Origin of the sequence: Streptomyces sp. NPDC001822 (assembly GCF_042892135.1) — a bacterium.
In the GTDB taxonomy this organism is placed as follows: Bacteria; Actinomycetota; Actinomycetes; order Streptomycetales; family Streptomycetaceae; genus Streptomyces.
In genome coordinates, this window is sequence record NZ_JBIATW010000001.1 from 654,669 (window position 1) to 668,863 (window position 14,195).

A 14,195-nucleotide genomic window follows, 5' to 3' on the forward strand; every position below is an offset into this window, starting at 1 on the left:
ACGATTCGTACCCCAGATACGCCGATGCCGGATGGGCTGAGCCGCTCACGACCGAGAGGGATGATCGGGTCGGCGACACGTATCTGGACTCCCTCACACGTATGTTGAGTCAACCACCTGTATGTGTTCCGGTCGCGAACGGGGTGCGCCGGACCGTTCGGCGGGGTGCGCCGGACCGTTCGGTGGTGGTGCCTGAGATCCGTTCTCCGCCCGTGCCGGGACACTGCGGCGGTGTGGGCCGTAACCCTGGAGGTGCGTGGATGCCTCTCGCCGGGCCGCTCGCCGTGCCGACGGCCTGTGCCCGACGGTGTGTCGGCCGTGGGAGGTTCAGCGTCCCACCAGGGAGGATGCCGGTCCTGGTGTCCGGGAGGACGGCGGCCACAGACTTGCCGCCATGGGAAGTGTGCGAAACAACGACCTCGCGTTCTCCGGCGTCGGCAGGGGAGGCGCCACCGGCCCTTCGCCGCGCCCGGCCTCCGGCGCTGCGCACGCATCACGCTCTCCGTGGGTGCACGTCGCGCAGGCCGCGGCGGCGCTCGCCACGGGAATGGGTGTCGGCCGCTTCGTCTACACCCCGATTCTCCCGCTGATGCACGCACAGGCCGGACTCTCGTCCGGGGCGGGAGCGAACCTCGCGACCGCGAACTACGTCGGATATCTGATCGGGGCCCTCGCCGGCACGTTCCTCCCGCGACTCGGCCGTTCGTCGGCCGTCCTGCGAGGCTGCCTGCTGGCGTTGGTCGTCAGCCTGGCGGCGATGCCGCTGACCCACAGCACCACGCTCTGGCTGCTGCTCCGCTTCGGCGCGGGAGCCTTCAGCGCGATGATCTTCGTGATCGCCGCCAGTTCGCTGCTGAGCCACCTGCGCGACCATCCGGCCCACCTGCCCGGCTGGGCCTTCGGCGGCGTCGGGGCCGGAATCGCGTTGTCCGGGCTGCTGGTCCTCCTCCTCCGCGATGTCGGTGACTGGCGTGCCGCGTGGTGGGCCGCCGCCGCGCTGGCGGCGGTGCTCACGGTCCCCGCCTGGAGCCTGCGCCCCGAGCCCGCGCCTCCGGCCGACTACGTCACCCCGGCGCAGGAGGAGGGCGCCGGCGGACCGCCCACGCGGCGGTGGTTCACCGCGCTGTTCGCCTCCTACACCCTGGAAGGAATCGGCTACATCATCGCGGGCACCTTCCTCGTCGCCGCGATCGAGCAGAGCTCTCCCGGATGGATCGGCAGCGGTGCGTGGGTCCTGGTCGGTCTGGCGGCCGTGCCGTCGGCGGCCTTGTGGGCCTGGCTGGGGCGCCGCTGGTCCCGGCCGGACCTGCTGCTGGCCGCCCTGGTCGTGCAAGCCGTGGGCATCGCGCTGCCCGCCCTGGTGGGAGGGGTCTCGGCCGCACTCATCAGCGCGGTGCTTTTCGGGGCCACCTTCATCGGCGTCAGCACCCTGGCGCTCGCCACCGGTACGCACCTGCGGGTGCCGCGCGCCGTCGCCATGCTGACCGCCGGATATTCGGTGGGTCAGATCCTCGGTCCGTTGGTGGCCACACCCCTCCTGCGCCACAGCTACCACCAAGCGCTCTTCCTGGCGGCGGTCGTCGTCCTGGGGGCGGCCCTCACCGCTTTCGTCCTCCGTATCGGCTTTCCGCACACCATGCCTTCGGCCACGCCCGCAGGCGGGGCGGCGGGCGTGACCGATCGGGCCTCCGGACGATCGGCAGCGGGTGAAGGGCGGTAGGCATTGCGGACGCGTGATTTCCGGTAAGCGATGGCCTAATGAATAGGCGTCCCGAGGCCACGGAAAGGATTCCGGCCGTGGGCGAGGACCGCACTCGGCCGATGATCGCGCGAATTCTCCCGGGGTGTTCCAGCAGTACGTACACGCGTGACCTACTCGGCGTGTCGCCATCTACACTGCGCATATGGCAGACGCGACGACGATCGAACCCCTCAACCCGGACGAGGAGGCCTTCCTCCGGGCTCTTGGCAAAGTGATGGCCTATTTGCCGCGAACCGTCGACGCGGACATGTTCGACGAGCACCCGATCTCCAGTACCGAGTACATGGTCCTGGTGCACCTTTCGGAGGCGCAGAACAACCAGATGCGGATGAGCGAACTGGCCAATATGTGCGGCCTCTCGCTGAGCGGCATGACCAGGGTCGTGAAGCGACTCGAACTGCAGTCGCTGGTCATTCGGGAGAAGTGCCCGGACGACGGTAGGGCGTGGCTCGCCGGTCTCACCACCGACGGGTGGGCGCAGCTGAAGGCGGCCTGGCCGGCGAACCTCGCGAGTGTCCGACGTCACGTCTTCTCCCGCATGGAGGGCTGCAACGTCGCCGCGGCCGCTGAAGCGCTGGAGCGCATAGTCGCACCGTGACGCCTCGGCATACCGAGGCATGAACAGAGACGGCCGCCTGTGGGCGGACCGGTACGAGGCGCCCCGCCCGACAGACCGTCGGGCGGGGCGCCTCGCGTGTGCGTGGCCTCTTTCGCATCTCCCCGTGTCGCGGGTCGGATCCCTCCTGTCACCGCGTCGTCGGGGGCGGGTGGGACGTAAGGGAGACGGGTCCGCCCGCACAGACGCCACACTCACAGTCGTCACCTGTTTGACAGGTGACGACTTGGGCTGCAAAACTGTCACCTGTTCAGGCGGTGACGTGCCGCTCGATGTGAGTTCATCTCTGTGGGAGTGCAGAAGATTATGGAACTGAAGCTTGAAGTCGTGGTTCTGCCCGTGTCCGATGTCGACCGGGCCAAGGCCTTCTACGAGGCGGCCGGTTTCCGTCTCGACGTCGACTACGTCGCCGATGAGAACTACCGGGTCGTGCACCTGACGCCTCCGGGGTCACAGGCCTCGATCCTCTTCGGCACCGGTGTCACGACCGCTGCTCCGGGCTCGGTGCAGGGTCTGCACCTCATCGTCTCCGACATCGAGGAGGCCCATGCCGAGCTCTCCGCACGCGGCGTCCCGATGGGCGAGGTCTTCCACGACGCCGGCGGTGTCTTCCACCGGGGCACGGACGAGGCCCGGGTCCCCGGCCCGGAGCCCAAGCGCGCGAGCTACGGGTCGTTCGCGGCCTTCAGTGACCCGGACGGGAACGGCTGGGTGCTCCAGGAAGTGACGACCCGGCTGCCGGGCCGCTGATCGCGCACCGCGGACTCGACGCGCGGCGCCCCCGCAGGCTCGGGTGCAGCAGCGCGTCCCCTGACCGCGACAGCCGACGCGGGTCCGGCTCTCCGCCACCGGACCCGAGGTGACGCCACCCATGCGCCCCACATGGGTGGCGGACGGCCGCACTCGCGTCCGATCCCGGAGCGCGCGGAGACGGCGGCCACTCCGGGCCGCGACCCCACGCCCTCTCGTGCCGGTGACCGGACAGGCGGACTCGGGCGGGCCGGCGCGACAACGCGCGGGGGTAGCATGGCGAACGTGGAGTTGCGTCAATTGCGGTACTTCGTTGCCGTCGCCGAAGAGCTGAACTTCGGCCGGGCCGCCGAGCGCCTGTTGATCGCAGGCCCGTCCCTCTCGCAGCAGATCAAGGCACTCGAACGCGACCTGGGCGTCCGGCTCTTCGACCGGGATCGCCGCTCGGTGTCCCTGACGCCTGCCGGTACGGCGCTGCTGCCGCACGTCCGCGCCCTGCTGGCCCGCGCCGAGGACCTCCGGCTGCGCGCGGGCCGGATGTCCGGCTCGGAACCGGTCCGGCTCGGATACGTCAGCTGGCTCCCGCCCCGCCTGACCGCCCGCACCGCGGCGGTGGCCCAGCTCCACGTCGACCCGTGGATAGCCCCGTCGCACACCCAGGCCGCCCGAGTGGCAGACGGGAGCCTGGACCTCGCCGTCTGCTGGGTCCGGACCGATGACCTGGAGCAACACGGCCTGAGTGCCAGGCTGCTGGGCGCCGACCGGCTGTACGCCGTCGCCGCCGGAAACGACGCGAGCGGCGTGCCGGCCCGGGACACCGTCGTCCTGCTCGACGACGACACGACCTCCTGGTCGTCCTGGAACACCTACGCCGAACTGCTCGCGCGTGACACCGGGGCCCGGTTGGTGCAGGTGGCGCACGGGGGGACCAGCGGTTCGGCGTTCTTCGACCACGTCCGCCGCAGCAGCCGGCCGGTCATCAACAACCCGAAGGGCCAGAACGGCGCCATGCCGCCCGGCCTCACCCCACGGCCCGTCATGGCGCCGGAGGTCTACTGGACATGGTCGCTGGTGTGGCGCCGGAGCGACACCCGCCCCGAGGTCCTCGCCGTGGTCGACGCGCTGTGCCATGACGTGGGAGGCCTTGGTCTCGGGGAGGCCGAGGCCTGGCTTCCCGACGGTGACCCGTACAAGCGATAGCGATGCGCTGACCGTCCGGGAAGCCGAGCGCCCTACGGGACCGCCGCAAGGGACGGGAACCGTTCAGCATCCGCCGTGGGCACCCGGCCCGTGCCCTGGCCTTCCGGCGTGACCGGAGACGAGGGCACGGGCCGGCGGCGTCGGACGGCCGGGCCGCCGCGCCGGGTCAGCCGCTCTTCGCGCCGCTGTCGCGGTAGGTCTCCAGGATGCGCAGCCAGACCTCGCTGATCGTCGGGAAGGCGGGTACGGCGTGCCACAACCGATCGATGTTCACCTCACTGGTGATCGCGACGGTCGCCGAGTACAGGAGCTCCTGGGTCCCCGGGCCGACGAACGTCGCACCGACGACGTTTCCGCGCTCGGCGTCGATCAGCACGCGGGCCGTACCGCGATAGCCGTCGGCGTACTGCACCGCGCCGGCGATGCGTCCCATGTCGTAGTCCACGACGTCCACCCGGCGCCCGGCGCGCTCCGCTTCCTTCGCCGTCAGGCCCACGCTGGTCACCTCCGGTTCGGAGAAGACCACCTGCGGCACGGCGAGGGCGTCGGCTGTCGAGGCGTGCGCCCCCCACCTGCCGTCGTCCAGCTTCTGGTCCTTGGCGCGCGCTCCGATGATGCCACCCGCGATCCGCGCCTGGTACTTCCCCTGGTGTGTCATCAGCGCCCGGTGGTTGACGTCTCCCACCGCGTAGAGCCAGCCCTCGGCCACATCCGTCACCCGGTAGGAATCGTCCACGTTCAGCCAGTCGCCGGGGGTCAGACCGACGGTCTCCAGACCGATGTCCGCGGTGTGCGGCGAGCGGCCCGTCGCGAACAGGATCTCGTCAGCCGTCAGGGACGTCCCGTCAGCCAGGGTGACACGCACGGGACTTGACGGCCCGTCCTCCCGGACGACGCCGCTGACGGACGTGCCGAAACGCACATCCACTCCGGCGGCACGAAGCGACTCCGCCACCATCTCACCCGCGAACGGCTCCATCCGGTGCAGGAGCCCCTTGTCGCCCCGTACGAGCATGGTCACCTGGGAACCGAGTGCCTGGAACGCCGTGGCCATCTCCACGGCCACGACGCCGCCCCCCACCACGGCGAGCCGACCAGGCACGTGCCGGGCCGCGGTGGCGTCACGGTTGGTCCAGGGACGGGCCTCCGCCAGGCCGGGGAGATCGGGGAAGGCGGTGACCGTCCCGGTGGCCACGGCGACAACGTGCCGCGCCGTCAGGCGCACCGTCTCACCCTCGGCGGTCGTGACCACCACCTGACGCGGGCCTTCCAGCCTGCCGTGGCCGCGTACCAGGTCCACGGACACGGAGTTCAGCCACTCGACCTGGTCCTCGTCCTGCCAGTAGGCGGACATCTTGTCGCGATGGGCGAACACCGCGTCGACGTCCAGGGGACCCTGGACCGCGGCCCTGATTCCGGGTACCCGACGGGCGTCGGCACGCGCGACGACCGGCCGGAGCAGTGCCTTGCTGGGTTCGCAGGCCCAGAACGAGCACTCTCCGCCGAGCAACTCGTTCTCGACGATCACCGATGTGAGCCCGGCGGCACGGGTGCGGTCCGCCAGGTTCTCACCGGCGGGTCCGGCCCCGAGGACCACCACATCGTAGACGCGAGAAGTGCTGTTCATTCCCCAGCTCCGTCCTTCGTTCGAGTTGTGGCCGCTGCGCCGCGGCCCGGAACGCGGGCTCTGCGTGAGCCGTCGGCAGCAGGTGACGCAGCGCTACTCCATCTTGCTCCAGTGACGGGGACATCGCCTGGTGGGTGCCGGGAAGAACGAGTACGGAGCACGGCAAGGACCGCCGGGTTCCGGTGGGCCCACGTGCGCGCACACACGTGACCGAGGACCACGAAGGGCCCGAACATGATGGCGAGCCGCCACCGGAAGGCCGGTGGCGGCTCGGAGCGTCCTGCTGCCCGTCAGAGCGTGGAAGCCAGTCCCTGCAGGATGCGGGCCGTGGACTCGGCCCGCGTGTGACGGTAGCCGGTACCGGCCCACAGGTGGATACGGTCCGGATCCTGCGCGGCGGTCGCCGCTTTGCGCATCGGGCTGGTCAGGTGGTGTACGGCGGGGTAGCCGTGCGGCGCGAGGTCGCTGTAGGTGTCGGTGAAGCGGTTGCGCAGCGCCCGCGCCGGCCTGCCCGTGAAGGCCCGGGTGACGGTGGTACCCCTGTCCGGGTCGGTGAGCGCGGTGCGGTGGGGGAGCGAGGTGCCGGCCTCGTCCGCACGCAGGAGTGCGGTCCCGACCATCGCCGCGCCGGCTCCGGCCCGAAGTGCCTCGGCGACCTGGTCCGGTGTCGCCAGGCCTCCCGCGCCGATGAGAGGGAGGCCCACGCTCTGCCGTACCTCGGCCAGGAGCTGGGGCAGGGGGACGGCGGCAGGCATGTCCCTCGGGGTGAAGGTGCCGGAGTGTCCTCCGGCGGCCGAGGCCTGGACGATCAGCATGTCGGCACCGGCCTCAGCGGCTGCCTTCGCCTCCGTGGCCGAGGTGACCGTCTGGATGACGAGCGTTCCCGCCGCGCGGAGCGACCTGATGACCGCCGCGTCGGGGAGGGCGAAGGTGAAGCTGACCGCCGGGACGGGCTGCGACAGCAGCAACTCGATCTTGTCGTGCCAGTGGTCGTCGTCCTCGACGATCCCGAGGCTGCCGAGATCGAGGCCGTGTGCCTGGGCCTCGGGTGTGATCGCCCGGATGTAGTCCTGGAATTCCGTCGGATCGACCGGATGAGGGCCGGGAGCGAAGACGTTGACGGCGAAGGGGACGTCGTTGGCGCGCACTTCGGTGATCTGGTCGCTCAGCGCGGCGACGTCCTTGTAGCCGGCCGCGAGGAAACCCAGACTGCCCGCACGTGCCGCGGCGACGACCATCGCGGGTGTGCCGGCGCCACCGGCCATAGGTGCGGCCAGGACCGGGGTACGCACTCCGAGATCGGCCAGTGGTGCATTCATGTCTGTCTACTTTCCTGGCGGTGGCAGCGGAGGCCGCTCCTCGGAGCGGCCACGCTCCTCGTGGTCAGTGCCCGGCGGTCTGGCCACCGTCGACGGGCAGGATGACGCCGGTGACGAACGGGGCGGTCTCCAGGTAGATCGCCGCTTCGCTGATGTCACTGATCTCACCGATGCGGCCTACCGGGTGCAGCTCACCCAGCGCGTCGTGGGTCTCCTCGGCGTGCATCGGGGTCTTGATCGTACCCGCGGCGATCGCGTTCGAGCGGATGCCCTGGGACGCGTATTCGATCGCCAGTGCCTTGGTGACGGCCTGCAGTCCGCCCTTGGACAGGGAGGCGAGAACGGCCGGCACGTTGGAGTTGGGGTGATCGACGAGGCTGGTGGTGATCTGCACGACGTGACCGCCGCCCTGCTTGAGCATCTCCGCGATCGCGAGCTGGCTCACACGGAAGAAGCCGGCGACGTTGACCGCGAGCACGGCCTCGTAGTCCTCTTCGGTGTACTCGGTGAACGGCTTGGAGATGAAGATGCCCGCGTTGTTGACCAGGGAGTCGATGCGACCGAACCGCTCCACGCCCGCCGCGATCACACGCTCGGCGGTGGCGCGGTCGGAGATGTCGCCCTGGATCGTCAGGATGTCCGGGTCCTGCGACTCGGCGATGTTGCGCGAGGTGGCTACGACGGCGTAGCCGAGCTTCCGGTATGCGCTGACGATGCCCGCGCCAATGCCCTGCGACGCACCGGTGACGACGACGACCTTCTGGTCCTTGCTCATAACGGCCTCCCGCGACTGTGATGGAACCGATCGCTAGCCGACCGGTCTTCTAAACGTAGACGATCGGTCGTCTAAGGTCAATCACCCCCCGAGGCGTGTCGCAGGGCGAGCGAAGGGGCGTGTGTCGCACGCGAGCGGTGGTGGGGTGTCGCGGTGGGTGGAGTCCGTGCCCCCTCACTTTCCCTCTGTGGGCGTGCGAGCTGCGGACCGGGAGCGATGTCATGGGCGAGTCACCGCATAACGGATGGATGAACGAACGGAGCTTACTAGTCGAATGGTCGTATACTGATTGCATGGGCCGTACGAGCGATGCCAGAAGCAAGATCCTCACCGCTGCGCAGTCTCTCATCGAACTGCGCGGATACTCGGCGCTGGGCGTGGCGGAGATCTGTAAGACCGCCGGCGTGCCCAAGGGTAGTTTCTACTACTTCTTCGAGTCCAAGGAAGTCCTGGCGCTCGCCGTGATCGACGAGCACTGGGCCGCACAGCAGCGGGACTGGGACCGGATTCTGCTCAGCGACCAGGAGCCCCTGCAGAAGCTTCAGCTGCTGTTCGAGGAGACCAAGGCCGCCCAGCACGCCGGTCAGGCCACGTGCGGATCGGTGTCGGGGTGCATGTTCGGCAATCTCACCCTGGAGATGAGCACCCAGACCGAAGCGATTCGCCTGCGGCTGCAGCAGATCTTCGAGGCCCAGGTCGACATGGTGGAAGCCACGATCCTGGAAGCGCTGGGGCGCGAGGACGTGGTGGTCGGGGACGCGCGCGAGGCCGCCCGGTCCGTCGTCGCGCAGTTGGAGGGGCAGGTGCTCCTCGCGAAGCTGTACAACAACACCTCCCAGCTCGACGCGCTCTGGCTGAACTGCCTGGCGCTGCTGGGGGCGCGTCCCGAGCAGGGCGTTGCGGCGGTCTGACCGTAACCCGCCGCGACTCGATATTCCGGATGGACGCGGCTCCGGCCCCGTCGTGACCTTGCGGCCTGGGGCCGGTGCGGGCGCGAGCCGGAGATCAGCGGAGTCGGCTGCCTCCACGTACGACCGGTACTCGGCCCGGGGGCGTCCTGCCGGGCGATTTCGACGGCCGTGGACCCCGCTGGGGGTCTGCCTCGGTCTCGTGCAGAGCTTCAGGCCCACGTGGTGTCGGTGCCGACGAGCGACCCGGTGCGAGAGATCCTGCGGTGCCGTCCGTGGCCCGCGAGCGTCTCGTTGTCCGTGCGACGCTGGTCGTCGTCGGCCCGCCGGCCGCGGTGCCGCCCGGTTCCGTAGATGGTGAAGGTCGTTCCGGGCCAGGCCTGCTCGGTCTGGACGTCCACGGTGTCGATGGTCGAGTGAGGCATGGGATTTCCCCTCCGGATGTGTGTCGGTGCTCGTCTGCTTGCGGGGGCGGGACCGGATGAAGGTGGGAGCCGCCCGCGTGGCCCGGCGGCTGCCGCGTGGGCGCGTGCGGCAGACGGCCGGGCGCCCCGTACGCTGCTGACCGTGCGGGTTCGGTGATCCGTTCGCCGAGGGCGGGGCGCTGGTGAGGACGCGTTTCGACAGGCATGATCGACTTCACCGCCTGCCGAAGGTCACCCATCGCTTGGACTTCGGCGTGTGCCCCCGGGATCACTAGTTGCTACGCGCAGCAACTATAGGGGGTGTTTCCCGGTGCGGGCAAGCCGCGACCGTAGGTGGCCCCACCCGCTGCCGGCCGGTTCATGGGCCGCCGTCGATGGCGTGGTTGCGGTCTGCGCGCCCTGAGTGCCCGCCTCGCGAGCTGGCTGGCGGTCGCGTCGGTAGTGGCGGGGGTGTCGGCGCATCCTCGGGCACGCGTGTCCGGGCGTCTGTATGTCGCAGGGGCCGGCCGGACTCGGGCCGCCTGCGGGCTCGTCGAGGGTTTAGGCCATATTGATTAGGTACCCTGTAACCTTAATTACTCGGCACCTGCGCGATGTGGATGCCAGCGACGAGAGGCAAGACTCATGGGAACCGACGCCGTCGAACTGGCCCGAGGGCTGTTCCGCATCCTCGAAACCGGTGACGCGGCTCTCGCCGCACAGGTGGTGGCCGACGACTTCCACAACCGCGAAGCGGCGGTCGCTCCCGCGGCCTGCTCGATCCCCGGGCCCGCCGGTGTGCTGGCCTCGGGTGCGTGGATGCGCTCGGCCTTCAGTGACCTGCGCTTCCCCATCCTGGAGGCGGTGGAGGGCGACGGACAGGTCTGGGTCCGGCTGCGTATGCAGGGCCGCCACACCGGGGCCTTCGTGCGGTTCGACGAGGGTTCTCTGGACCAGGCCATTCCGCCGACCGGGCACGAGATCGACTTCGAGCAGATCCACGTGCTGGATCTGCGTGACGGCAAGGTGGTCCGGCACGAGGCCGTGCGCGACGACATCACGATGCTGGGACAGCTCGGTGTCTTCCCCCCTGCCCCGGCGACGGCGATGCGCATGGTCGGCTGGAAGGTGAGCGGGCGCGCGTCCCGGGCGGCGGCTCAGGTCACGGCCCAGGCGGCCGAAGCGGCTGCCCAGGTGAAGCGCGCCGGCTGAACCCGACGCGGGCGGGCGCCGAAGCGGACGGCGCGGTCGGCCATCCTCGGGCGCACCCGCGCCCGCATTCCGGCGATGCGTCCGGAGTCCGGTACCTCCACGCGCTCGGGGCGGGGAGTGTGTGCCGCGCGAAGGAAGGCTGCCGCGATCAGGGCCGTGCAGTGCGAGTTTCCCAGTCTTCGAGAGCCTGGTGCGCCCCTGCCGCGCAGTACCTGCCCCGCCCCGCGACTACCTGTTCCGCGCCGCTGTGTCTGCCGTGTGGAACCCGCTCCTCCCGTAGTACCCGCCGTGTGCCTCGTCGCATTCCACTGGCGGTCACGCCCACCCTGCTGCTTCCGACGTCGTCGGTCAGCCGATGGTGGGCGTCTTCATGCGGCGGGCTTGCCGCGCGAGCCCGGCACGGGGGCTCGCCCCGGCGTGATGGACCAGTCACGATCCAGATACTTGACGAAGCAACTGTCCGTGTTATGTTGCTTGTCGAGGCAAGGTTTCTGCTTGCTTCGAGAGTGACTCCACGAAGGGTTTTCACATGGTCAAGATCGGTATCATCCTTGGTAGCACCCGCCCGGGCCGCAATGGCGAGGCGGTGGCGCGTTGGGTGCACGACGTCGCTTCGCAGCGCACGGACGCCGAGTTCGAGCTGGTTGATCTGCTGGACTACAAGCTGCCGCACCTCGACGAGATGATGCCGCCGTCGATGGGGCAGTACGCGCAGGCGCACACGCAGGAGTGGGCCCACAAGATCGCGTCCTTCGACGGTTTCGTCATGGTGACGCCGGAGTACAACCACTCGACGTCGGGCGCGCTGAAGAACGCGATCGACTTCCTGTACGCGGAGTGGAACAACAAGGCCGTCGGCTTCGTGGGTTACGGCTCGCTGGGCGGCTCGCGCGCGGTGGAGCACCTGCGTCTGATCTCGGCCGAGCTGCAGATGGCGGACGTGCGTGCGCAGGTCGCCCTGTCGCTGTTCACCGACTTCGAGAACTTCAGCACCTTCAAGCCCGGCGAGCACCAGGTCGACGCGCTGAACGCCACGCTGGACCAGGTCCAGGCATGGAGCGCGGCGCTCGCCCCGCTCCGCGCTGCCTGACCTCACGTCGGCACCTCGTTCCACAGGCCTGTGGGGCCGCCTTCGCAGGCCGCCCCACAGGTGAAACAGCCCCATAGCGGGCGACCCCCGGGGCAGCCGAGCGGCCCTTCGGCGTCAATGGCGCCGCCGAAGAGCCCATCGGTTCGCCCGGGTATGCAGTGACCTTGCGTACGGGAACCGCCGGTCCCGGCGGTTCCCGTACGTCTCACGGGCCGCGCGCCCGCCTTGCGCGAGACTGCGCGCACCCTGGACATGCGGTCCGGACCGTTTCCGTCGCCACGCCGCACAGCGGTACGACGCGGCCGGCCGCGTCATCGACAAGAGCCCCGGCCCAGCGGGTCGGCGGACTTGGTCGAGCCATCCGGCTCCCTTGCGTCCGCTCGGCCCAAGACCTGCGAAACCCCCTGTGTTCACGGGGAATGACCTGCAGGACCTCCAACCTCGACGTCCACCCTCCACGTCCGCACGGGGGGTGGCCCGCGGAACGCCCGGTTCCTCAGGAACAGGTCGCCAGGGGCGGGGTACACGAGGCTGATGGGGCCCGAAGGCTCCGGACCGTCGGCGGTCGTCGTGAACCGTTCGATCCGCGCGAAACCGCTCGATCCGCCGGCCTCGGCCCGGATCCGACGTCCGCTCGCTGAACCACCGCGCCACGCCACGCGTACCGACTCCAGCCGGACCAGGACATGCGTCCGGGGTTTCAGCACGTCAGGATGGTCGGGTGGCCCTTTTCGGCGGGAACCCATCAGCACCACGGACAGCAGGACACTAGGAGCCAATCGCATGAGTACTTCAGCTCAGATCGGTGTGACCGGCCTCGCGGTCATGGGGCGCAACCTCGCCCGGAACTTCGCCCGCAACGGCTACACGGTGGCGCTGCACAACCGGACCGTCGCCCGGACGAAAGCCCTCGCCGAGGAGTTCGGCCATGAGGGCGACTTCATCGTGGCCACGTCCGCGGAGGAGTTCGTCGCGGCGCTGGAGCGGCCGCGCCGCCTGGTGATCATGGTCAAGGCGGGGGATCCGACCGATGCGGTGATCCAGGAGTTCGCCCCGCTCCTCGAACCCGGCGACATGATCATCGACGGCGGTAACGCGCACTTCGCGGACACCCGCCGACGTGAGCACGCACTGCGCGAACAGGGCATCCATTTCGTCGGCACGGGCGTCTCGGGTGGCGAGGAGGGCGCCCTCAACGGACCGAGCATCATGCCGGGTGGTTCGAAGGAGTCCTACGAGTCCCTGGGCCCCATGCTGGAGAAGATCTCCGCGAAGGCCGAGGACGGCTCGCCGTGCGTGACGCACGTGGGGCCGGACGGCGCCGGGCACTTCGTGAAGATGGTGCACAACGGCATCGAGTACGCGGACATGCAGCTGATCGGTGAGGCGTACGAGCTGCTGCGCGATGTCGCAGGGTATTCGCCCTCGCAGATCGCGGACATCTTCCGCACCTGGAACACCGGGCGTCTCGACTCGTATCTGATCGAGATCACCGCCGAAGTCCTGTCCCACGTGGACGAGGCGACGGGCAAGCCGTTCGTGGACGTGGTGCAGGACCGTGCCGAGCAGAAGGGCACCGGCCGCTGGACCGTACAGATCGCGCTCGACCTGGGCGTCCCGGTCTCGGGCATCGCGGAGGCAGTCTTCGCGCGCTCGCTGTCCGGGCACGCCGACCTGCGCGAGGCGTCACGGGGGCTCGCCGGACCGAAGGCCCAGAAGCTCGGCGAGTCGGAGGCCGCGGCCTTCGCCGACCGCGTCGAGCAGGCGCTGTACGCCTCGAAGATCGTCTCGTACACCCAGGGGTTTCACGAGATCGCCGCAGGCAGCGACGAGTACGACTGGAACGTCGACCTCGGCGCCGTCGCGTCCATCTGGCGCGGCGGCTGCATCATCCGCGCGGCCTTCCTCGACCGTATCCGTGCCGCCTACGACAGCCGGCCCGACCTGCCGAGCCTGCTCTCCGACGCCACGTTCGGCCAGGAGATCGCCGAGGCCCAGGACGACTGGCGCGAGGTGCTCGTCGCGGCGACCCGCCAGGGTGTCCCCGCACCCGGCTTCGCGGCAGCCCTCGCCTACTACGACGCCCTCCGCGCGGAGCGGTTGCCGGCCGCACTCACGCAGGCGCAGCGGGACTTCTTCGGTGCGCACACCTACCGGCGTACGGACCGCGACGGTTCGTTCCACACGTTGTGGGGCGGGGACCGGTCCGAGGTGTCGGCCTGAAGTGTGTCCCCTCGATCTGCTCGCCGGCTGATCGGATGTGTCTGTCCGTCCGGTTGGTGATCACTGATAAGAGGGGTGGGACCGGATCGAGCCGTTGATGACGGCCGATCCGGTCCGTGGTCGGCGGTGGTCCGTCGCGTCAGCGACGGCTCCGCACGGCCCTCGGCCCTCCACGCCTCCGCGGGGCAGACGGTTAACAAGACGGCACGCCCGTAGCCGAAGGCCCACCCGGCCGCGCCCATAGGTGCGGCCGGGTGGGCCTTCGGCCGAGTCCGTCCACTGTCGGACGCGACTCGCGGGGTGGAGCGA

At 69.8% G+C, this 14,195-nt stretch carries 12 protein-coding genes and 1 pseudogene; 9 read left to right on the plus strand and 4 right to left on the minus strand.

The window, feature by feature from the left end; all coding sequences use genetic code 11:
• The first annotated feature begins 547 nt into the window (after positions 1–547).
• The 4 genes from ACFYY2_RS03120 to ACFYY2_RS03135 all read left to right on the plus strand — a co-directional run bounded on the left by ACFYY2_RS03120 (position 548) and on the right by ACFYY2_RS03135 (position 4,328).
• Entirely contained in the window at positions 548–1,720 is a 1,173-nt protein-coding gene (locus tag ACFYY2_RS03120) for a YbfB/YjiJ family MFS transporter (RefSeq protein WP_388736817.1), read from the plus strand.
• A gap of 184 nt (positions 1,721–1,904) precedes the next feature.
• Positions 1,905–2,360, plus strand: a complete 456-nt coding sequence (locus ACFYY2_RS03125; protein ID WP_388736225.1) for a MarR family winged helix-turn-helix transcriptional regulator — start codon at positions 1,905–1,907, stop codon at positions 2,358–2,360.
• A 324-nt stretch (positions 2,361–2,684) separates the two neighbouring features.
• Positions 2,685–3,128: a VOC family protein gene (locus ACFYY2_RS03130; RefSeq protein WP_388736227.1), complete on the plus strand. Its 444-nt coding sequence runs from the start codon at positions 2,685–2,687 to the stop codon at positions 3,126–3,128.
• A 276-nt stretch (positions 3,129–3,404) separates the two neighbouring features.
• The gene (locus ACFYY2_RS03135) at positions 3,405–4,328 is read left to right on the plus strand and encodes a LysR family transcriptional regulator (RefSeq protein ID WP_388736229.1); all 924 of its coding nucleotides are present in this window, start codon (positions 3,405–3,407) and stop codon (positions 4,326–4,328) included.
• A 166-nt stretch (positions 4,329–4,494) separates the two neighbouring features.
• On the opposite strand, the gene ACFYY2_RS03140 is transcribed toward ACFYY2_RS03135, so the two are convergent.
• From ACFYY2_RS03140 to ACFYY2_RS03150, 3 genes are all read right to left on the minus strand, one after another.
• Positions 4,495–5,955 (minus strand): dihydrolipoyl dehydrogenase family protein, encoded by a 1,461-nt coding sequence (locus ACFYY2_RS03140; protein WP_388736232.1) that lies wholly within the window; start codon positions 5,953–5,955, stop codon positions 4,495–4,497.
• Positions 5,956–6,245: 290 nt separating this feature from the next.
• The gene (locus ACFYY2_RS03145) at positions 6,246–7,274 is read right to left on the minus strand and encodes a nitronate monooxygenase (RefSeq protein WP_388736235.1); all 1,029 of its coding nucleotides are present in this window, start codon (positions 7,272–7,274) and stop codon (positions 6,246–6,248) included.
• A gap of 64 nt (positions 7,275–7,338) precedes the next feature.
• On the minus strand, positions 7,339–8,049 hold the full coding sequence (locus ACFYY2_RS03150; RefSeq protein ID WP_388736238.1) for an SDR family NAD(P)-dependent oxidoreductase: 711 nt from the start codon (positions 8,047–8,049) through the stop codon (positions 7,339–7,341).
• 293 nt (positions 8,050–8,342) lie between these two features.
• Between ACFYY2_RS03150 and ACFYY2_RS03155 the strand changes: the two genes are divergently transcribed.
• Entirely contained in the window at positions 8,343–8,960 is a 618-nt protein-coding gene (locus ACFYY2_RS03155; RefSeq protein WP_388736241.1) for a TetR/AcrR family transcriptional regulator, read from the plus strand.
• A gap of 209 nt (positions 8,961–9,169) precedes the next feature.
• On the opposite strand, the gene ACFYY2_RS03160 is transcribed toward ACFYY2_RS03155, so the two are convergent.
• On the minus strand, positions 9,170–9,382 hold the full coding sequence (locus ACFYY2_RS03160) for a hypothetical protein (protein ID WP_388736243.1): 213 nt from the start codon (positions 9,380–9,382) through the stop codon (positions 9,170–9,172).
• A 624-nt stretch (positions 9,383–10,006) separates the two neighbouring features.
• Here ACFYY2_RS03160 and ACFYY2_RS03165 point away from each other — a divergent pair.
• From ACFYY2_RS03165 to ACFYY2_RS03180, 4 genes and pseudogenes are all read left to right on the plus strand, one after another.
• Entirely contained in the window at positions 10,007–10,573 is a 567-nt protein-coding gene (locus ACFYY2_RS03165; RefSeq protein WP_388736246.1) for an ester cyclase, read from the plus strand.
• A gap of 529 nt (positions 10,574–11,102) precedes the next feature.
• Complete coding sequence (locus ACFYY2_RS03170) at positions 11,103–11,663, plus strand: NADPH-dependent FMN reductase (RefSeq protein WP_388736249.1); 561 nt, start codon at positions 11,103–11,105, stop codon at positions 11,661–11,663.
• Positions 11,664–12,446: 783 nt separating this feature from the next.
• On the plus strand, positions 12,447–13,886 hold the full coding sequence (gene gndA, locus ACFYY2_RS03175; protein ID WP_388736252.1) for an NADP-dependent phosphogluconate dehydrogenase: 1,440 nt from the start codon (positions 12,447–12,449) through the stop codon (positions 13,884–13,886).
• A 41-nt stretch (positions 13,887–13,927) separates the two neighbouring features.
• Positions 13,928–14,019 (plus strand): annotated as a pseudogene (locus ACFYY2_RS03180) (IS5/IS1182 family transposase); the annotation flags it as partial.
• Positions 14,020–14,195: the final 176 nt, after the last annotated feature.

Coding starts and splice junctions, on each gene's coding strand:
- ACFYY2_RS03125 (WP_388736225.1), top strand. CDS start 1,905: ATGGCAGACGCGACGACGATCGAACCCCTCAACCCGGACGAGGAGGCC.
- ACFYY2_RS03145 (WP_388736235.1), bottom strand. CDS start 7,274: ATGAATGCACCACTGGCCGATCTCGGAGTGCGTACCCCGGTCCTGGCC.
- ACFYY2_RS03150 (WP_388736238.1), bottom strand. CDS start 8,049: ATGAGCAAGGACCAGAAGGTCGTCGTCGTCACCGGTGCGTCGCAGGGC.
- ACFYY2_RS03170 (WP_388736249.1), top strand. CDS start 11,103: ATGGTCAAGATCGGTATCATCCTTGGTAGCACCCGCCCGGGCCGCAAT.
- ACFYY2_RS03165 (WP_388736246.1), top strand. CDS start 10,007: ATGGGAACCGACGCCGTCGAACTGGCCCGAGGGCTGTTCCGCATCCTC.
- ACFYY2_RS03155 (WP_388736241.1), top strand. CDS start 8,343: ATGGGCCGTACGAGCGATGCCAGAAGCAAGATCCTCACCGCTGCGCAG.
- ACFYY2_RS03135 (WP_388736229.1), top strand. CDS start 3,405: ATGGCGAACGTGGAGTTGCGTCAATTGCGGTACTTCGTTGCCGTCGCC.
- ACFYY2_RS03160 (WP_388736243.1), bottom strand. CDS start 9,382: ATGCCTCACTCGACCATCGACACCGTGGACGTCCAGACCGAGCAGGCC.
- gndA (WP_388736252.1), top strand. CDS start 12,447: ATGAGTACTTCAGCTCAGATCGGTGTGACCGGCCTCGCGGTCATGGGG.
- ACFYY2_RS03130 (WP_388736227.1), top strand. CDS start 2,685: ATGGAACTGAAGCTTGAAGTCGTGGTTCTGCCCGTGTCCGATGTCGAC.
- ACFYY2_RS03140 (WP_388736232.1), bottom strand. CDS start 5,955: ATGAACAGCACTTCTCGCGTCTACGATGTGGTGGTCCTCGGGGCCGGA.
- ACFYY2_RS03120 (WP_388736817.1), top strand. CDS start 548: ATGGGTGTCGGCCGCTTCGTCTACACCCCGATTCTCCCGCTGATGCAC.